This is a genomic window from Schaalia odontolytica, assembly GCF_009730335.1.
Classification (GTDB): domain Bacteria; phylum Actinomycetota; class Actinomycetes; order Actinomycetales; family Actinomycetaceae; genus Pauljensenia; species Pauljensenia dentiphila.
In genome coordinates this window covers 597,507-616,205 of record NZ_CP046315.1, presented here as the reverse complement: position 1 = coordinate 616,205, position 18,699 = coordinate 597,507, and the positions used below count along the sequence as shown (strand labels likewise).

The following is an 18,699-nucleotide window of genomic DNA, read 5'->3' as shown; positions in this document are numbered from 1 at the left end:
AGAATATCGGGCGCAGCGCGGCTGCGCTTAGTGCGACAGCCCACCCGTAACGATCAGCCATGCACCTGCCAGGAACCCACCACAGCCTACCGTGAGGAGCGCACGTCCCCAGGCAGGACGCACGATCGCGCGCAGCGATGTCGCCGTTCCAACACGCAGATCTGCGGCGAACGGCATCAGCCAGGCCGCCCAGATGGTGGCCGCCGCAAGCGCCCACACGGTGATCGTCCCACGGGGGTCACTGAGCCAGTAATCGCTGCGATCGAGGCCGCTTGACGTAGCTACGTCGACTGGCCAGGTCCACAGGACACGTCCCTCATAAGAATACGAAACGCCGGCCCACACGAGATAGGGGATAAGACCCCCCACAACGAGGCCCAGGGCGGTGGTCACGATCGAACGCGCGAGCAGGATCGGGGACATAGCGATAACGGCTGCCCCATCCGATGGCCTAGGGCCGCGCAGGATGCGCCGCCGCTCGACCCACCGACTCATCGCTCCAACCAACCCGAAGGCGGTCAGGGCGATGCCGACGATGAGGGTGCCGCTCATACCGAGGACGAAGGGCAGTGAGGCCAGGAGCGCGAGCACAGCGGCACCGGAGATCCAGGCATTTTTCTTTTTCGGAGACGAGGCCGTCTCGTCGTGCGCGCCGACGACACCTGCGGCAGGGCTCGGGTTCCACTGCGGAACCGCGCCCACCGGAGGTGTCACGAAGCCCGCTTGAGGGTACGGCTGCTGCGCGGGACCGGGGGCAACACCAGGCCCGGGACCATAGGCACCCTGCGGGTGCGCGTAGGGAGCTTGCGGATAGGGTGCCAACACCTCGGTGGGGTCCGCATCATCGACGGCCTGCCACGTGTCGGTCGCATCGTCATGCCAGGCGACCTCTGCGGATTCATCCTCCCAGGCACCGTAGCCTTCCGCCACTGAGGCGATATCCACGACCTCCGTATGATCGTTTGCCGCGGTGAACTCCGAGGCGTCGCGGCGCGGGTGCTGCGGATAGGAGACGGCTCGCGCACCGGAGGCGTCCGGGCGTTGCCCCGCATCCTCCCACTCGGGAGGCGCAGCGATCTCCTGAGGGTCCGAGTTCACCATCTGCGTGCGCATGCCCGTGTCGAGCAGCTGCGCCCAGTTCACGGTCACGTAGTCAAGCTCGCCGGGAGCCCACCCGACTGCGCTCATCAGGTCGGCGACGATCAGGGAGGGCGAGGGACGCTCATCGGGGTCGGGAGCAAGTCCACCCGCGAGCGCGTCGGCGACCATGGGGTGCAGTCCGGCGAGGTCGGGGTCTCCTTCGAGGACGCGCAGCATCGTGGCGGACACGTCGCCCTTGCCGAACGGCGGGCGCCCGGTGGCGCAGGACAGCAGGGTGGCACACCACGCCCACCAGTCCGACTCCTTCGTGGCACCGTGGCCCTGCAGGAGTTCGGGCGCGGTGTACCCAGCCGTCCCCGACACGAGGCCGGTGCTGGTCAGGTGCTGATCGGAGGTCGCCATCGCAATACCGAAGTCGATGAGGACCGGGCCTCGCGGCGAACAGATGATGTTAGACGGCTTGATGTCGCGGTGGATGATGTTGGCGTGATGAACGGCCGCGATCGTGGACGCCAAGTGGTAAGAGAGGGCGGCGACGCCGCGCAGCGGAACCGGCCCGGAGACGACGATTTCCGCGAGCGTGGGACCCTCCACGTACTCCGAGACAACGAAAGGCTGGGAGGCCTCGGTTTCCGCATCAACGATGTGCGCGACGAACGGCGAGCGCACGGAGTTTACCGTGCGCGTCTCGCGCTCCAGCCGCTGGCGCGACTCCTCCGAGGCGGCCATCGCCGGATGCATAGCTTTGAGGGCGACACGCGTGCCGCCCCCGTCTTCGGCGAGCCAGACCGTCCCAGCCCCGCCCGTACCGAGCCGACGGATCAGCCTGTAGCCGCCCAGTTCCTCGCCTTCTTCCACGCCCTCAGCCTACCTGTCCCCTCCCCCATCTGCGGTCACCCGCGCGGGGTGGCCCCGGCCTCGTCCTTGAATGTGACGAGCAAACACACGCTGTCAATCCACCATGTGGCCCGAACTGTACAGCCGCGAGCGAGCATGCTAACTTCGCAGTTAGTCGCGCGCGCGGAACGATCCGCGTTCGCACTCTGTGGGCGAAGACGCTCCACGGTCACCCCACTACGGATCGTCCGGCACGTACCTGCCGGTGGGAAGGAAAACTCCATGGCAACCGTTACCTTTGACAAGGCCACCCGCGTCTACCCGGGTTCCGACAAGCCCGCCGTCGACCAGCTCGACCTCGAGATCAAGGACGGCGAATTCCTCGTTCTCGTCGGCCCCTCCGGCTGCGGCAAGTCGACCTCGCTGCGTATGCTCGCCGGCCTGGAGGACGTGAACTCCGGCCGCATCCTCATCGGCGACAAGGACGTCACGGACGTTCCGCCGAAGAACCGCGACATCGCGATGGTCTTCCAGAACTACGCTCTCTACCCCCACATGTCGGTGCGCGAGAACATGGGCTTCGCCCTGAAGATCGCCGGCACCCCGAAGGAAGAGATCAACAAGCGCGTCGAAGAGGCCGCTAAGATCCTCGACCTGGAGCCCTACCTGGACCGCAAGCCCAAGGCTCTGTCCGGCGGCCAGCGTCAGCGTGTCGCCATGGGTCGCGCGATCGTCCGTAAGCCCCAGGTGTTCCTCATGGACGAACCCCTGTCGAACCTGGACGCGAAGCTGCGTGTCCAGACCCGTACGCAGATCGCCTCCCTGCAGCGTGAGCTCGGCGTCACCACCGTGTACGTCACCCACGACCAGACCGAGGCTCTGACGATGGGCGACCGCATCGCGGTCCTCGCCGGCGGCCTCCTCCAGCAGTGCGGCACCCCGCAGGAGATGTACGAGCGTCCCGCCAACGAGTTCGTCGCTGGCTTCATCGGCTCCCCCGCCATGAACCTGGGCACCTTCACGGTCGAGGGCGAGTGGGCCAAGCTCGGCCCCGCACGCGTACGTGTCTCCGAGGCCGCCCGCGCCGCGATGACCCCTGAGGACGGCGGAAAGATCAAGATCGGCTTCCGTCCCGAGGGCCTGGATGTCGTTGCCGACGGCTCCGAGGGCTCCATCCCCGTCGAGGTCGACTTCGTCGAGGAGCTCGGCTCGGACGCCTACGTGTACGGCCACCTGGCCGGCGCCGCCGAGGGCGAGACCCTGGGCTCCGGCTCCGAGGGCACCGGCAAGCAGCTGATCGTGCGCGTTCCCCCGCGCACCGCTCCCGCGCGCGGCGGCGTCCTGCACGTGCGCATCCGCGAGGGTCAGCAGCACAACTTCTCCGCTGCAACGGGCGTTCGCCTGCCCGAGTGACGCATAGCGCTCACGCACAGCGATAATCGGCCCCGGCCTCGTCCACTCGTACCTCCAGGACGAGGCCGGGGTTTCGCTATACCCGCATGTGTTCTTGGCCGCGACTAGCGCAGGTGCCGAGTCGGAACTATACGCACGGCGCTCGAGATGAGACAATGGGAACCATGGCTCTGGACATTACGGCGGCCGCAATTGACCCCGCCCTTTTGGACCTCCCGTGGGATGTTCCCCTCGAGGAGTGGCCATCCAACTTACTCGCGGCACTTCCCCGCGGTATTTCCCGCCACATCGTGCGCTTCGTGAACCTGTCTGGCCGCGTGCTCGCGGTCAAGGAGATTGGTCCGACCGTCGCCCATCACGAATACGACTGCCTGCGTGACCTGACGCGCCTGAACGCCCCGTCCGTCCAACCGGTCGCCGTCATCACCGGACGCGAAAGCCCCGAGGGCGAAGAACTCAACGCCGTACTCATCACCGAGCACCTGCAGTTCTCCCTCCCCTACCGCGCACTCTTCTCCCTGTCGATGCGCGAGGACACCGCGACGCGCCTCATCGACGCGCTCGCCCTCCTCCTCGTTCGCCTCCACCTCTTGGGCTTCTACTGGGGCGACGTCTCCCTGTCGAACACGCTGTTCCGCCGCGACGCGGGCGAGTTCGCCGCCTACCTGGTCGACGCCGAAACCGGCGAACTGCACCCAAAGCTCACCCCCGGCCAGCGCGAGTACGACGTCGACCTGGCCCGCACGAACATCATCGGCGAACTCATGGATCTCCAGGCCGGCGGTTTCTTCCCCGAAGACGCCGACCCCATCGACGTCGGCGACCGCATCCGCACCCAGTACGACCTGCTGTGGACCGAAGTCACCGCCGAGGAATCCATTCCCAACGAGCAGCGCCAGTACCTCGTCAGCGAGCGCATTCGCCGCCTCAACGACCTCGGTTTCGACGTCGCCGAGCTGCACATGGCATCGGATTCGTCGGGCGAGCATCTGGTCATCCAGCCCAAGGTGGTCGACGCCGGGCACCACAACCGTAAGTTCATGCGCCTGACCGGGATGGACGTCGGCGAACACCAGGCCGCCCGCCTCCTCGCAGACATTGACGTGTGGCGCGCGACGAGTGGGCTGCAGGACATTCCCCTTGAGCAGGCCGCTCACGAGTGGATTACCGACGTGTTCACGCCCGTCGTGCGCGCGATCCCACGCGAACTCGCTGGCAAGCTCGAGCCGGCTCAGCTGTATCACGAGTACCTCGAACACCGATGGTACATGGCCCAGCAGGCCGGTCACGACATTCCCGGTGAGGAGGCCGTCGCCTCCTACATCGAGAACATCTTGCCGTCCAAGCGCGACGAGGCCGTCCTCATCGAACCCGGCCCAGGGCGCGCGTCCATGCTCAGCGCCGAGGCGAACCCCGACCTATGGTGAAGGGGCACAACGCCCCGTCCCGTTCACGCTAGGAGCACCTATGTCTGAATTCCCCCGCATCTTCGCCCACAGGGGCGCGTCTTCCCTGGCTCCCGAGAACACAATCGCCGCGTTCGCTAAGGCCATGGAGGTCGGCGCGCGGTGGTTCGAGTTCGACGTGGACATCACCGGCGACGGCTCGCTGATCGTCATTCACGACGACACCCTGGACCGTACGACGACGGGGTCCGGCTCCTACTACCAGCTCGGATTCGCGGATATCCGCCGACTCGACGCGGGCCGTTGGTTCTCGGACACGTACCGCTTCGAGCGCATTCCCGAGGCCGCGGATGCCCTCGCGTTCGCGCACGCCCAGCAGATGGGCGCGAACCTGGAGATCAAGCCCTGCGCGGGCGGGGATCGGCTGCGCGAGCGCCTGATCGATGCCCTGGCCGTCACGCTGGCCGGCGACAAGGTTCCCTCCGAACTGATCGTCTCCTCCTTCGACCACGACCTCCTCGCGGCCTTCCACGAGGCCTGCCCGACGGTTGCGCTCGGCTGGCTGATCGAGCGCGCCTCCGAGGAGTGGCGCGAGGGCGCGGCCGCCCTGGGTGCGACAGCGATTCATCCGGGCGTTGAGGGCCTCACTGAGCCTGACGTGCGCGCGATGCGCGACGCGGGCTTCGAGGTCAACGTGTGGACCGTCAACGACGTCGATCAGGCTCGCGAGCTGGCCTCATGGGGCGTCACCGGCATCTTCACGGATCGCCCGCAGGACTTCCCCGCCGAGGCCCTGAAGGCCTGACGGGTGCGGGCGCTTCCGCGTCAGCACCCTGGATCCCTAACGAACAAGAGCGCGGCCTGCGCCCGCGCCAGCACCGACAGACAAGGCAGCCGGGGTCGCTCACGCGACCCCGGCTGCCTCTTAGGTATGCGCCGGAAGGCTCCTTACGCCTCGCCCGCGCGGCGCGTGAAGCGCTTGGAGACGTGCTTGGCCAGAGACAGCTCGGCGATCGAGTCGACAACCATCAGGCCTCCCACGATGCCCGCGAAGCGCATCCAACCCGAACGCGGCGAGGAGGCGCGCACCGCGGCCACAAGCATGCCGGTACCGCCGATGGCCTCGGCGGCGACGGCGGCGTGGATGATCCACGGACGCTCGACGGCCACGGACTCGTAGGAGTTCCACAGGGGCTTCACGACCGACTGCGGCTGGCCCATCATGATGTCGACGCTGCGACCAATCGCGTTGGAGATACCGCGAGCCAGGTGCACGGAGACGCCCTCAACGTCCTCGAGGTCAGTGGTGCCCAGGAGGAAGCCGGCGACGGAGCCGTGCAGGCCGAGGGCGCGCACGACCTTCCACACCGATTCCTCGCCGGTCGTGGCCACAGAGGCCCACAGGGCGTCGGCGTCGGAGCCCGGGACGGCCTCGGCGATCTCCAGGAGGTCGAGACGGTCGCCCACGAGATCAATGACCTCGCCGGGCAGTTCCGACGTGCGGTCGTGTCCACCGGGGACGATCGCAGCATCCATGCCCCAGTTGTGAGAGATGATGTGCTCGAGGTGATCGTCGGTGACCAGGAAGACCTGGAATTCACCGTCCGTCACGGAGAGAGTCACGAGCGGCAGATCACCGAAGTTCCAGCCCTCCTTCTCGGCGGGCAGCTCAGCGAGAAGTGCGCGGTGATCATCGGCGAGCTCGAGGTCTCCGAGATCCACACCCTCAAGGGCCGCGAGGAGCGGCACGGACGAGGCAGGGGTGCGGCCAATCTCGACGATGCGAGTCGGGGTAGGTTCGACGGCGGCGGCCTCCTCCTCATCGGAGGGCCAGACCTTGCCGAGCGGCGAGTCACCCTCGGGCAGGTGATCGGCCGTCGCGTTACCGATGCGCACCTCTGCGTCGAACAGGATGGCGAGCTCGTTGGCCAGTTCCGCGGGAGTCGGGCCGGGAACAACCTCGGTCGAGCCGGCGGGAACAGTCGCAACGCGTTCGCTGCCGACGGCAACGTTCAGGCCAAGCAGCTGGGGCGAGGAGGGGAACCACTCGAGCTGGGCGAGGATCGAACGCTCCTTCAGCTCGCCGGCGACCACGCTGGGATCCAGATCGTGGCCGATGATCATGCCTTCAATGCGAGTCCATTCCTGGGCCATGTCGCTACCTTCCTGTCCGTGGTGAGATCGTCTCACCACTCTATAGTTCCATTGTGTCGTGCGGATCGCATTTTCGCTCGGCCGCACGGTCAGTGACGAGAATTTGTATCACTGCGCCGGCACTTACCTGGTGCGCAGCTCCTGCATGATTTTGAGGTGTCTACTGCTAGCCTCTCGCGGTAAAGAATGAGACCACACCTGGGCGAAAACGGGTGAGCGGTAGGGGGCTCACTCCTCAATGCATCGGGCCTGTGTTCATTGCGCTTCCGCTTTCCCTGTCCTATGCGCGTCGTTGGGCGATGATCGCCGCGTACCTTTTCGCAGTTACCCCATCATACGGCCCCTCATCGCCTTGTTTCAAGGGTCCACATTGGGCCAATGGGATGCGTGGTGGTCTACCAACGCCCACCGGGGCGTGACCGCCGCCCACCGGCACACACAGCGGCCCGGCCCAGCAAACACAACGAAGCCGCCCGACCCCACAGGGGGCCGGGCGGCTCACGCATCAGGCCGCTAGGCGGCTCTCAGCGATTGTTTCAGCGCATCTGCGTGCCGGCAGAACCCAGGCGCTCGCAGGCCTCGACGACGCGGGCGGCCATGCCGGCCTCGGCCGACTTGCCCCACGTGCGCGGGTCGTACTGCTTCTTCACGCCGACCTCGCCGTCGATCTTGAGGACACCGTCGTAGTTGCGCATCATGTGGTCGACGACCGGGCGGGTGAACGCGTACTGCGTGTCGGTGTCGACGTTCATCTTGATGACGCCGTTGGCGACAGCGGTGGCGATCTCCTCGGCGGTGGAGCCGGAGCCGCCGTGCATGACCAGGTCGAAGGGGCGGTGGTCGAGGCCGAAGTGCTCAGCGACCTCCTTCTGGATGGTGCCGAGCAGCTCGGGACGCAGCTTCACGTGGCCGGGCTTGTAGGCGCCGTGCACGTTGCCGAAGGTCAGGGCCGTGATGTAGCGGCCCTTCTCGCCCAGGCCCAGGGCCTCAACGGTCTTGATGCCGTCCGCGGTGGAAGTGTAGAGCTTCTCATTGATTTCACCAACGACGCCGTCCTCCTCGCCGCCGACCGCGCCGACCTCGATCTCGAGGATCGTGTTGGCCTTGACGGACAGGGCGAGCAGTTCCTTGGCGATCTCGAGGTTCTCGTCGAGCGGAATCGCGGAACCGTCCCACATGTGGGACTGGAAGGTGGGCAGCTTGCCTTCGGCGACCTGGCCGGCCTCGATCTCGAGGAGGGGGCGGACCCAGGAGTCGATGTTCTGCTTGGCGCAGTGGTCGGTGTGCAGAGCCACGGTGATGCCGTAGTTCTTGGCAACCTCGTAGGCGTAGGCGGCGAGGGCCAGCGAGCCGGTGACGCGGTTCTTGATGGTGGAGCCGGAGCCGTACTCGGCGCCGCCAACAGACACCTGGATGATGCCGTCAGACTCGGCCTCGGCGAAGCCCTGGAGGGCGGCGGTGATGGTCTGGGACGAGGTCACGTTGATCGCAGGGTAGGCGAACTTGCCATCCCGTGCGCGATTCAGCATCTCTGCGTAGACCTCAGGGGTTGCGATAGGCACTTGGAGCCTCCTAATCGAGTGACAGTTTTGTCGTGATAGATTCTCTCACATTTTGCACGAGCGGGGAGGGGAAGGAAGTCCCGTTTGGACGGTTTTCTTCCAACCCTTCCCCGACTGGTATGCGTCAGTTGGAGCGGCCGATGCGGACTCCGAGTTCGGCGACGGACATGACGTCCGTCAGGTCCTTAGCAACGTCGGCCCGGGCCGAGGTACCGCGGAATCGAAGGTAGGAGCCGTTGCCGGCACGCAGCGTGTAGGAGACGGCGCAGACTTCGTATCCAGTGGCGCCGTCGCCGATCGTCAGGTCGATCCAGTGGGGCTACTTGCGGGCGTTGTCGGTGCCGGGCAGCTTGGCCTTGTTGGCGTCGATGTACTGGGAGTGCCAGTAGGTCGCGGGGTCACCGTCGGTGGCCATGGATTCCTTGCCGCGCTCCCAGCGGGTTTCGACGGAGTCGGCTGCCGCGGCCTCGGCCTTGATGCGCGCCTTGAAAGCCTCAGCGTTTCCATCAGCCTTGGGGGTCTTGGTGTTCCAGAACATCTGGGCGCCGTAGTGACTGCGAATCTGTGCGAGGTACTTCTTGAAGTCGCCGGGGCCCTGCTTGAAGAAGAACTCGTCGGCGCCCATGTGCCATTCGGTGGACCCGAAGGCTTCCATGTACTCGTCGATGCGGTCGAAGGGGAACTGCTGGGCGACGGGGTACTTGTCGGACTTGATGCGCAGCTCGAGGGACAGGTAGTTCATCTTCAGGTCGGGCATGCGGTCGATCTGTCGGGTGATCCAGTCCGGGGTGATGTGGGTGCCGCAGGCGCACAGGGTGGCGCCACGGTCGGCGAAGCGCGGGATGTCGGTGATGCTACCGGCGGGCACGGTTCCCTGGCCGGTGCGCACCGCCTGTTCGATGGTGCGGGCACCCCACAGGAGGCCGGAGCGGTTGGCAGCCACGACCTCGGCTCCGTTTGCGTTGACGGTCAGCTGGTGGCCCTCATCACCGAGGTCGGTACGGGACGCGTTGATCGTGAGCGTGAGGGCGTTGGAGGCCGGGGCCCATCCCTTGAGGGAGGGGATCGTTCCGGGGACTTGACTGGCCGCCTGCGCGTTCAGGTGGGAGGTCAAGGGTACGAGAACCGCGGCGACGAGGGCTCACACGGACGTGAGGATGAGCGCGACTTTCGCTCGGGTGCGCGCGAGCCGCGGCGCCCGCGCATGGCTTGGCGATGACTGACGCATTAATTCTCCTGCTCAACGTTTTGCTTCCACGCAAACTGCCCAAAGCCCGAATTAAAAAGGATGCTCAGTGTCCATTCCGACTACTTTTTAGCTTGCACATAGCATCAAAGATCGGAGGATAAAAACAATAGAAACGGAAAAAGATCGGTGGGTCAGCGAGAATATCGGCCAACCGGGTTAATTGAGGGATTTCAGTTTGATACTTCGCCTACAAGTCATGAGGTTTCCGCGCCCTCCAGACGCGACGCGTGCGCCCACATAACGATCGCGGCAGCATGACCAACATTCATGGACCGAGTCGAGCCGCGCTGAGTAATGGCGACGACAATATCGCACGCCCGGATCATCTCCTCGCTTAATCCGGAAGCCTCGGATCCAAAGACGAGGCACGCGCGCTCCGGCAGCACCGCGCCTTCGAGCGCGACGGACCCCTCAACATTGTCGACGCCGACGAGTGTCAAGCCTTCCTTCGAGCAATGCTCCACGAGTTCACGCACTTCGGGACGGTGATCCACCGGCAGGTAGCGGTCGGTGACCATCGCGCCGCGTCGGTTCCACCGCTTGCGCCCCACGACGTGCACGCGGCGCGCACCCATGGCATTCGCCGTTCGCACAATCGACCCGATGTTGAAGTCGTGATCGAGATTCTCCACTGCCACCTCGAAGGGCAGCGAGCGGGCAGCAATGTCCGCTCGAATCGCGTCCATCGTCCAGTAGCGGTAGCGGTCTTCAACGTTGCGCCGATCCCCCGCCTTCAGGAGCTCCCGATCGTAGTACTCGCCGACCGGCCAGGCGGCCTCCCCACCCGGCCACGGACCGACCCCGACCTGCCCGGACTGCGCAGCCCAGGCCTCGTCGTTCCCGCACGCGCCATCACGCGCGATGTCACACCCGTTTTCGAACTCGTTCACGGATCCCACCCTAGCGGCACCGTAGAATGGAGGCATGACTGCCCTGACGCACGAACCGACACCCCTAACCGATCTGCCTCCCGTCACCGCGTGGCTCTCCGATATGGACGGCGTCCTGGTCAAGGAGAATCGGGCGCTTCCGGGCGCGAACGAGTTCCTCGCCGCTCTGCGCGGGAAGAACATCCCCTTCCTGGTCCTCACCAACAATTCGGTGTTCACGAACCGCGACCTGTCCGCACGCCTGGCGAACTCCGGCCTGGACATCCCCGAAGAGAACATCTGGACCTCCGCGAACGCGACGGCCGCGTTCCTGCACCAGCAGTCGCCCGGCTCAACCGCGTACGTCATCGGAGAGGCCGGCCTGACCACCGCGATCCACTCCGCGGGATACGTCATGACTGAGATCGATCCCGAGTTCGTGGTGCTCGGCGAGGTGCGTTCCTACGACTTCCATGCGCTGACTCACGCGATCCGCCTCATTGAGGGCGGCGCGAAGTTCATCGCGACCAACCCCGACGTGTCTGGCCCCTCCGACGAGGGCACCCTCCCCGCCTGCGGCGCCATCGCGGCGATGATCACGGCGGCGACCGGGCAGAAACCCTACTTCGTCGGCAAGCCGAACCCCGTCATGATCCGCGCTGGCCTGAACAAGATCGGCGCGCACTCCGAGAGCGCCGCAATGGTCGGCGACCGCATGGACACGGACGTGCGCGCTGGCGTCGAGGCCGGCCTGCGCACCCACCTGGTCCTGTCAGGTTCCACGGCCCGCGAGGACATCAACAATTTCCCGTTCCGCCCCTTCGGCATCCACGAGGGCATCGGCGATCTCATCGAGCTCGTCGAGGCGGCGCACTGACCCACACCGATCCGGAAGGAACACCCATGACCAACGATTCCCACAAGGCGCGCCTGGCCACCCTCGTCCAGGAACTCTCCGTCATCCACGAGAAGGTCACCCTGGCGTCGGGGCGCGAGTCCGACTTCTACGTCGACATGCGCCGATCGACCCTCCACCACGAGGCGGCCCCCCTCATCGGCCACGTCATGCTGGACCTCCTGGAGGAGTCCGGCTTCGCGGTGGGCGAGGAGTACGTGGCCGTCGGCGGCCTGACGATGGGCGCCGACCCCGTCGCGACCGCGATGATGCACGCCGCAGCGTCGCGCGGCCTGGACCTGGACGCATTCGTCGTGCGTAAGGCCGCGAAGGATCACGGCATGAAGCGCCGCATCGAGGGCCCGGACGTCGTGGGTAAGAACGTCGTCGTCCTCGAGGACACGTCCACGACCGGCGGCTCCCCGCTGGAGGCCGCGCTCACACTGCGCGAGGCCGGCGCGAACGTCGTCGCCGTCGCCGTCATCGTCGACCGCGCGACGGGCGCGAAGGAGCGTATCGAGGCCGAGGGCTTCCCGTACTTCTACGCGCTGGGCCTGGAGGACATCGGCCTGGCCTGATTCTCCGCATGCATTGACGAGGCCGGGGCCGGGTTCTGCGTGAACCCGGCCCCGGCCTCGTATCTGTGCGCGCGCCCTCACATGTGGGGGACGGAGCGCATGGCGCGCGCGGTCACCCAACGCGGGGCCAGCTTCATGGTGCCCATGGCGACCTTGTAGGGGATGGTGGGGGTGACCTGAACGCGGCCCGCACGCACGGCGTCGAGGGCCTCCGTGACGACCTGCTCGGGGCTGGCCATGAGCCAGGAGGGGGTTGCACGCATGTCGACGCCCGCGCGCTCGAAGAACGGTGTGTCGACAGGGCCGGGGCACACGACTGTGGCCGTGATTCCAGATCCCTTGAGCTCGGCGGCGAGGCCCTCGGTGAAGGCGACGACCCAGGCCTTGTGGGCGGAGTAGGTGCCCGCGCCCGTGCGCGAGGCGACAGAGCCGACGTTGAGGATGGCGCCGCGTCCGCGCGAGCGCATGGAGATGCCGGCGTGGTGGGCCAGGGTCATGACGGCGCGGACCATGACGTTCAGGCCCTTGATTTCATTCTCAAGGCTGTTGTCCAGGAACTCTGTTCCCAATCCAAAGCCGGCGTTATTGACGAGGAGGTCCACGGGAGCCAGGTCAGGCTTGTCGCGTTCTGCGGGTCCTCCCACGTCAAGGCGAGCGGCGACGCGTCCGCAGCCGGAGTCGGTGGACAGGTCGGCGGCGATCACCTCGGCGCGCACGCCGGCGACGTTCGCGAGCGAGTCCGCGAGCGCGCACAGGGCGTCTTCGTTGCGCGCGACGAGCACCAGGTCGTGGCCCGCGGCGGCCAGTTGCCAACAGAATTCTTCACCAATGCCGGAGGTTGCTCCGGTGACCAGCGCTGTTCCCATGGGGGAAGTCTAGCGCCGCATGGTGCGCGCAGCACGAAGCCGGGGCGGGAACGCGCGTGCGTCCCACCCCGGCTTACCATGTCATCGGGTCCGGATCAGGTATCCGGCTCCACCGCCGGCGAGGGCCGCCGGGATGACGAGCAGGACGAGCCAGTAGGGGCTCCATCCACCCGATCGGCCGGTCTCGGCGGCCGCGGCGATCGGCATGGCGCCCGATGCGTCGGCCGTCCCGTTCTCGGGGGCAGGCACGCCACCGCTCTGCGCGACTTCACCGCTCTGCGCACCGCTCTGGGGCGCAGCCGAGGGGCTCGCGGACGGGGCGGGCGCAGGAACCGCCTTCGGGGCGGTCACTGGTGCCGAACTGGCCGCACCGGTTGTTCCACTTGCCGCTCCGTTGCTGCGAGCGGCCGGAGTGCCGGTCGCGCTACCACCGGTCGCAGCGGGGGCTGCGGAACGGGTCGCGCCGGACGAGGCCGGGGTACCTGCGTTTGTCGCGGGCGCTGCGGGCACTCGAACCGGGCCGCCAGTGGGAGCGGGAGACGGGAAGGGGCGCGGCATCGGTGCAGGGTCAGCAATCGGGGCCGGAGCCGGAGCTGGGTCCGTCGTCGGTGCGGGAGCCGGAGCCGGGTCCGTCGTCGGTGCGGGAGCCGGAGCCGGGTCCGTCGTCGGTGCGGGAGCCGGAGCGGGGTCCACGCTCGGAGCCGGAGCGGGTGCAGGATCTGCGGTCGGCGCGGGGGCCGGAGTCGGATCGAGGCTCGGGGCGGGTGCGGGATCCACGCTCGGCGCGGGTGCGGGATCCACGCTCGGCGCGGGGGCGGGCGTCGGCTCGGGTGCCGGGGTGGGGACCGGCTCAGGCACCGGGGAGGGCCCGGGCGACGGCGTCGGAACGGGCTCTTCCTCGACCGGTGCGGGCTGCTCATTGTGGTGTCCGGATCGGACGATCACCGTGAAGGACTGGGGCTCGACGAGGCTGCGTTCGCCACTGCGTGCGCCCACCTCGATGCGGTAGGTGCCGGGCGCACTGAATACCCAGTTGCCGTGCATGTGCGTCGCTTCGGTCGTGTGGACGAGGCCGTCGCCCTTGGACGAGTCGAAGTGGACCTTCGCGCCCGCACCGAAGGTGCCGCCCTGGAAGAATGCGACGCGGGCGCCTTCGGGGGCCTGCGCGAGGTGCAGGGTCAGGTCGGCGCCCTCGGGCAGGGCAGCGTAGTCGATGCCCTCGGTGGATAGGCCCGGCCACACGATGTCGCTCTTCTGCGTCTCCGGCAGCACGTATGTGGCGGTGCCCACCGGGCCGAGCACGTCGTAGCTCGGGTCAGACAGAGACGCGGGACGTACGAAGCGCGCGTTCGGGGCGACCCCGAGGGTCGTGGATCCGACGGTACGTAGCACGGAGGTGCGAGCGTTGGTCAGGGAGTCGTCCTTAACGGCCAGGCCGTAGGTAAGACCGTTGCCTCCGCTCGCCTGAGTCAGGCGCACGTCCAGGTGTCCGCGCGCGATCTCCACGGGATCATTCAGCAGGGACGAGGCCGGGTCCGGGGTCGTGTCGTTTCCGCCGTTATCGGGGGTGGGAGCAGGATCGGGAGTCGGCTGAGGAGCGGGTTCTGGCTCTTCGGGGGCGGCGATGCCGTCACGCATCTTGAGCATCGCGGTGAGGCCCACGTGGGAACCGACGGTGACATCGGAGGCCTCGGCGACGGTCATGACCGCGTCGGAGAGGGGGTGCGGGCTCAGGGTGACGCGCATGTACATCGGATCCGACTGGCACACGCCGAGGTCTTGCGTCTTGGAGTCCATGCCTCCCGCGCCCAGGGTGCCTTCCATCGAACACCAGGGGCTGAAATCCCACTTGGATTCGAGGAACTCGATCTTGTAGGTGGCGCGCAGGGTCGGGTCGTTGGCGCGCACCGTGGCGGTGTACTGGTCGGTCGAGCCGGGGATGAGGTCGTAGGAGACCTCGACGCGGCGCGAGGAGATCGGCAGGTGGTCCGGGTTCCACACGGGTGCAGGGTCCGGGTTGGAGGGGCCGAGGATCGTGTCTGTGCCGCCGACGGTGACGGGTTCGGTCTCCCGCTGTGAGTACTGAACGGTCTGCGAGATCCAGCGAGCCGAGGCGGAGTCGCCGGGGACGTAGATCGCCTGAACGGCAGCAGCATCGGCGCCCAGCAGCTCGGAGACCGTCGCGCGGCCGCCTTCGACGGCGACCTCGGTCAGGAAGTAGCCATTGACGGTGATCCACGCACGCCCCGTGTCGGTGGTGACACCCGTATCGATCGTAATGTCGGTCAGGTGATTGTCGCCGGGATGCTCACGCTCAGCGTGGTGGGACAGGGTGAGCGTGGGCGCCGCGGAGTTGCCGTCACCGCGCTCAGCGCGGGCTCCGTTATAGGCGGATTCAATATCTTTGATGGTGCCGTTGGCGGGGTTCGCACCGCCGACCTGCCAGACCAGTGGCGTGATCGGCGAGGAATAGATGGCACTCCCGTCGGCACTTCGCGCTGTCATTTTGTAGTTCGCGACGTAGCGACCCGGCTGCGTGAAGGTCGTGTACAGGTGCGTGTGGCGCGGATTGTAGACGCTGCGGTAGGCAGTGTCATGGCTGGAGAGGAAGCGGTTCACGCTGTCGCCGTTGTCGATAAACATCTCCATGCGGCCCGGACCGTCGACGCTGATGAGGTCGAGCGTGTAGGTCTCGCCCTCGAACTTGTCGGTGTCTCCGATTTCGCCGGCTCCGAGGCCTGCCCAGATGGGCGTGTTACCGGGGCCGGGGTTCTGCGGGGCGGCGTTGAGGACGGTGCCCTCGGCACCCAGGAAGGCCAGGTCAGGGCGCTTCGCGGGGATGACGAGCTGCGACTTCGCCTCATCCTTGTCGCTCGTGCCGGTCCACGCCTTGGGGATCCACAGAGCGGTCTTCTCCATCGGCATGTTGATGGTGTTCAGGGAGAAGCTGTTGGTGTCGTCATGCCAGACGGGGATGGGTGCATCAACGTGCTGTCCGGTAACGATCCATTCCTTGTCCTGGTCGGGACCGGCCCACGCGGCGGCGGGGGTCAATGCCAGGAAGAGGGCGAGCGCAGCCGTGCTGATGCGTCGCAGGTGTGACATTCGAGTGCCTTTTCTAGCTATGTTGTCGGTGAGAATCATTATCACTCTAAATAAGCTCACACACAACTCACACCGATCAGGCTTGTTTCACGCGTGTTTCACGCGGCCTCCTCTCTCCCCCGCCGATAGGCTCGACCCCATGAGATTTGCGACCTGGAATGTCAACTCCATCCGCACGCGCGTCGACCGCGTTATTGCTTTCCTCGAGCGCTCTGGTACGGACGTGCTGGCCATGCAGGAAATTAAGTGCCGCCCCGACCAGTTCCCGACGGAAGCCTTTGAGGAGGCCGGCTACCACGTCGCCATCCATGGTCTCAACCAGTGGAACGGCGTCGCTGTCGCTTCCCGTCTGCCCATCCTGGATGTGCAGGACCACTTCCCCACCCAGCCCGCCTTCGGCGAGCCGCCCGTCGTCGAGGCCCGCGCGCTCGGCGTCACCATCGACACGACTAACACACTCCCCTCCGAGGATAGGCAGGCCTCGTCGATGACGATCTGGAGCCTGTACGTGCCCAACGGCCGCGAGCTCACGCACGCGCACTACGCCTACAAGCTGGAGTGGCTCGCGAACCTCGCCGAGCAGGGCCGCGGCTGGCTCACCGACCCGAGCGCCCTGATCGCCCTCGTCGGCGACTGGAACGTCGCCCCCCTGGACGAGGACGTGTGGGACATGAGCGCCTTCGAGGGAGCCACGCACGTGTCGGCGCCCGAGCGCGAGGCCTTCGCCGCTTTCGCCGCGGACGGCTGGGTTGAGGTCACGCGCGAGCGCGTCACAAACTACACCTACTGGGACTACCAGAAGCTGCGCTTCCCCAAGAACGAGGGCATGCGCATCGACTTCGCCTACTGCTCGCCGGCCCTCGCTGCGCGCGTGAGCGGCGCACAGATCGACCGCGACGAGCGCAAGGGCAAGGGAGCGTCCGACCACGTGCCCGTCATCGTCGACGTCGACTAAGAGGCGAACGAGGCCGGAACTCAGCCGGCCGATATGGGTCGAGGCCTGGGCGCGCGCCCAGGCCTCGTTCCGTATCGATTAGGCGTGCTCGCGCGCGAGGCGCAGCAACTCTGCATTGAGGGCTGACCAGTTGTCGTGATGCCACAGCCCGAAAGGCTCCGCGCCAACGAAGGCGGCGCTGGCACGAAGGTCACGGTCCGCCCACACGAACGAGCCGGATTGTCCGAAGTGCCCGATCGTGCGCGGGGAGGCGTCGGGCGCGGTCCAGTGCGGCGACTTCTCACCGCGAATCTCGAGGCCGAGGCCCCACGGGCAGGGATTGAAACGCCCGTAGCCGGGCACAACGCCAGCGAGCGCAGGAAACTGCGACAGAGCGGCAAGCGCAGCCAAGGGTCCACTCAGCAACGTTGGGCGTGCGAGCTCGGCACCGAAGAGGCTGACGTCGGACGCACTGGCAACCCCCGCATGAGCGGGGCTACCGGGAATATCGGCCGTCGCCATGCCGAGCGGCTCAAAGACCGTCTCGCGCACCCACTGCGCAATGCCGACGCCGGTCGCAGCCTCGATCACCTCACCGAGGACGTCGAAGCCCTCGTTCGAGTAGATCCGTCGCTTCTCCGGAGCAGCGACGGGGCGACGCCCCTCGAACGGCAGGCCCGAGGCGTGAGCCAGCAGGTGCCGGACCGTCGAACCCTCGGGACCCGCGGGATCATCGAGGGAAATCAGGCCTCGTTCGACCGCGACCAACACCGACCACGCGACGATCGGCTTGGTTACCGACGCGAGCGGGAAAACGCGATCGACGTCTCCGTACGTATAGACGACGTCGCCCCCGACACGAAGGACGAGGGCGACATCAAAGGATGGCAGTGGGCCGATCACGCGGTGGCCTCCGGAGCCGGAGCCACACCTGCCTCGGCGGCTGCTGTGGTCTTTTCACTGATCTTACGCAGGGTGCGCGCGTAAACTTCTGCGACCTCCTCGGGGACCGAGGCCCCGAGCTGCAGCACGTAGTGCGCAGGCAGACGCAGGAGCTGCACACACACAGCGAGGAAGTCCGCGACGAACTCACGAGCGTCGATCGGCTCGTCGTTGTAACGAGCCGAGACGACGGAGCCGTACCAGTAGCGAATGAGGATCCTCGCAAGCGTACGAGGAGTCGTACCGATTTCGGCACCCTCCTCCTCCACGAAGGTCTGGATCATCGCAGTGAGGGTTTCCTCCATCTGCTGGGTGCGGTACTTGTAGTGTGCGTGTGCAGGGTGCGCCTCAGAGGAGGACTCCGCCCACAGGACACAGTCCAGTGCGATGGCCGCATCGGCGCCGGGCTTGATGGCGAAGCGCATTTCCCCGACTGCCCAGTCAACAAACGAGCCCACGGTGATACCGCCCTCGTCGAACCCGCCTTCGGTCTCGTCGTTAATGGAAACGTCGAAGAGTGCGTTCATCTCCTCGTGACGCTGAATCGCGCTGCGCAGGATGGCTTCCTTCGAGGGGAAGTGATAGACCACCGCGGGGTGCGAAATGCCGACTCGGCGACCAAGGTCACGCAGGGAAAAGCCGTTATAGCCTCGCTCTGCAATCAGAACCATCGCTGCCGAGAGGATGGATTCACGCGTCGCCTGTCCTACGGAGTAGGCGCCACGGGCCTTCCTCTGGGTTGTCATATCATCTCCTGCTGTTGCGGGCACCACATACCGAGCGCCCGA

General features: G+C 66.6%; 15 protein-coding genes. 6 read left to right on the top strand and 9 right to left on the bottom strand.

All coding sequences use genetic code 11. The features are described from left to right. Positions 1-27: 27 nt before the first annotated feature. Complete coding sequence (locus FOC40_RS02675) at positions 28-1,959, bottom strand: serine/threonine-protein kinase (protein ID WP_003795788.1); 1,932 nt, start codon at positions 1,957-1,959, stop codon at positions 28-30. Between the two features lie 261 nt (positions 1,960-2,220). Here FOC40_RS02675 and FOC40_RS02670 point away from each other — a divergent pair, with 261 nt between their 5' ends. The 3 genes from FOC40_RS02670 to FOC40_RS02660 all read left to right on the top strand — a co-directional run bounded on the left by FOC40_RS02670 (position 2,221) and on the right by FOC40_RS02660 (position 5,562). Then, entirely contained in the window at positions 2,221-3,351 is a 1,131-nt protein-coding gene (locus FOC40_RS02670; protein ID WP_003795790.1) for an ABC transporter ATP-binding protein, read from the top strand. 164 nt (positions 3,352-3,515) lie between these two features. Next, positions 3,516-4,778: a DUF4032 domain-containing protein gene (locus tag FOC40_RS02665; protein WP_039929593.1), complete on the top strand. Its 1,263-nt coding sequence runs from the start codon at positions 3,516-3,518 to the stop codon at positions 4,776-4,778. 40 nt (positions 4,779-4,818) lie between these two features. Further along, complete coding sequence (locus FOC40_RS02660; protein WP_003795792.1) at positions 4,819-5,562, top strand: glycerophosphoryl diester phosphodiesterase; 744 nt, start codon at positions 4,819-4,821, stop codon at positions 5,560-5,562. A gap of 143 nt (positions 5,563-5,705) precedes the next feature. Here FOC40_RS02660 and FOC40_RS02655 read toward each other — a convergent pair whose 3' ends face one another. The 4 genes from FOC40_RS02655 to FOC40_RS02640 all read right to left on the bottom strand — a co-directional run bounded on the left by FOC40_RS02655 (position 5,706) and on the right by FOC40_RS02640 (position 10,648). Further along, on the bottom strand, positions 5,706-6,911 hold the full coding sequence (locus FOC40_RS02655) for a hypothetical protein (protein ID WP_003795793.1): 1,206 nt from the start codon (positions 6,909-6,911) through the stop codon (positions 5,706-5,708). Positions 6,912-7,447: 536 nt separating this feature from the next. After that, complete coding sequence (gene fbaA, locus FOC40_RS02650; RefSeq protein ID WP_034511832.1) at positions 7,448-8,473, bottom strand: class II fructose-bisphosphate aldolase; 1,026 nt, start codon at positions 8,471-8,473, stop codon at positions 7,448-7,450. Between the two features lie 319 nt (positions 8,474-8,792). Further along, the gene (locus tag FOC40_RS10760) at positions 8,793-9,587 is read right to left on the bottom strand and encodes a glycoside hydrolase family 20 zincin-like fold domain-containing protein (RefSeq protein ID WP_003795794.1); all 795 of its coding nucleotides are present in this window, start codon (positions 9,585-9,587) and stop codon (positions 8,793-8,795) included. Positions 9,588-9,916: 329 nt separating this feature from the next. Then, complete coding sequence (locus FOC40_RS02640) at positions 9,917-10,648, bottom strand: TrmH family RNA methyltransferase (protein WP_003795796.1); 732 nt, start codon at positions 10,646-10,648, stop codon at positions 9,917-9,919. Between FOC40_RS02640 and FOC40_RS02635 the strand changes: the two genes are divergently transcribed. Together FOC40_RS02635 and pyrE are read left to right on the top strand one after the other, a co-directional pair. Next, positions 10,647-11,468, top strand: coding sequence for an HAD-IIA family hydrolase (locus tag FOC40_RS02635; RefSeq protein WP_003795797.1), 822 nt, complete (start codon positions 10,647-10,649; stop codon positions 11,466-11,468). The genes FOC40_RS02640 and FOC40_RS02635 overlap by 2 nt on opposite strands. A 26-nt stretch (positions 11,469-11,494) precedes the next feature. Then, on the top strand, positions 11,495-12,064 hold the full coding sequence (gene pyrE, locus FOC40_RS02630) for an orotate phosphoribosyltransferase (protein ID WP_003790773.1): 570 nt from the start codon (positions 11,495-11,497) through the stop codon (positions 12,062-12,064). 77 nt (positions 12,065-12,141) lie between these two features. Here pyrE and FOC40_RS02625 read toward each other — a convergent pair whose 3' ends face one another. After that, positions 12,142-12,930, bottom strand: a complete 789-nt coding sequence (locus tag FOC40_RS02625) for an SDR family NAD(P)-dependent oxidoreductase (RefSeq protein WP_003795798.1) — start codon at positions 12,928-12,930, stop codon at positions 12,142-12,144. 81 nt (positions 12,931-13,011) lie between these two features. Next, positions 13,012-16,035, bottom strand: coding sequence for a choice-of-anchor M domain-containing protein (locus FOC40_RS02620; RefSeq protein ID WP_155844111.1), 3,024 nt, complete (start codon positions 16,033-16,035; stop codon positions 13,012-13,014). 139 nt (positions 16,036-16,174) lie between these two features. On the opposite strand from FOC40_RS02620, the gene FOC40_RS02615 reads away from it, so the two are divergent. Beyond that, positions 16,175-16,990 carry an exodeoxyribonuclease III gene (locus FOC40_RS02615; protein WP_003793738.1) on the top strand — a complete coding sequence of 272 codons (816 nt, stop codon included), beginning with the start codon at positions 16,175-16,177 and terminating at the stop codon, positions 16,988-16,990. A 78-nt stretch (positions 16,991-17,068) separates the two neighbouring features. Here the strand turns inward: FOC40_RS02615 and FOC40_RS02610 are convergent, their stop codons facing one another. Together FOC40_RS02610 and FOC40_RS02605 are read right to left on the bottom strand one after the other, a co-directional pair. After that, entirely contained in the window at positions 17,069-17,872 is an 804-nt protein-coding gene (locus FOC40_RS02610) for a serine hydrolase domain-containing protein (RefSeq protein ID WP_003793740.1), read from the bottom strand. Beyond that, entirely contained in the window at positions 17,869-18,657 is a 789-nt protein-coding gene (locus FOC40_RS02605) for a TetR/AcrR family transcriptional regulator (RefSeq protein WP_003793742.1), read from the bottom strand. Before FOC40_RS02605 ends, FOC40_RS02610 begins: the two co-directional genes overlap by 4 nt. Positions 18,658-18,699 lie beyond the last annotated feature (42 nt).

Coding starts and splice junctions, on each gene's coding strand:
- pyrE (WP_003790773.1), top strand. CDS start 11,495: ATGACCAACGATTCCCACAAGGCGCGCCTGGCCACCCTCGTCCAGGAA.
- FOC40_RS02615 (WP_003793738.1), top strand. CDS start 16,175: ATGAGATTTGCGACCTGGAATGTCAACTCCATCCGCACGCGCGTCGAC.
- FOC40_RS02660 (WP_003795792.1), top strand. CDS start 4,819: ATGTCTGAATTCCCCCGCATCTTCGCCCACAGGGGCGCGTCTTCCCTG.
- FOC40_RS02605 (WP_003793742.1), bottom strand. CDS start 18,657: ATGACAACCCAGAGGAAGGCCCGTGGCGCCTACTCCGTAGGACAGGCG.
- FOC40_RS02640 (WP_003795796.1), bottom strand. CDS start 10,648: ATGCCTCCATTCTACGGTGCCGCTAGGGTGGGATCCGTGAACGAGTTC.
- FOC40_RS02655 (WP_003795793.1), bottom strand. CDS start 6,911: ATGGCCCAGGAATGGACTCGCATTGAAGGCATGATCATCGGCCACGAT.
- FOC40_RS02625 (WP_003795798.1), bottom strand. CDS start 12,930: ATGGGAACAGCGCTGGTCACCGGAGCAACCTCCGGCATTGGTGAAGAA.
- FOC40_RS02665 (WP_039929593.1), top strand. CDS start 3,516: ATGGCTCTGGACATTACGGCGGCCGCAATTGACCCCGCCCTTTTGGAC.
- FOC40_RS02635 (WP_003795797.1), top strand. CDS start 10,647: ATGACTGCCCTGACGCACGAACCGACACCCCTAACCGATCTGCCTCCC.
- FOC40_RS02670 (WP_003795790.1), top strand. CDS start 2,221: ATGGCAACCGTTACCTTTGACAAGGCCACCCGCGTCTACCCGGGTTCC.
- FOC40_RS02620 (WP_155844111.1), bottom strand. CDS start 16,035: ATGTCACACCTGCGACGCATCAGCACGGCTGCGCTCGCCCTCTTCCTG.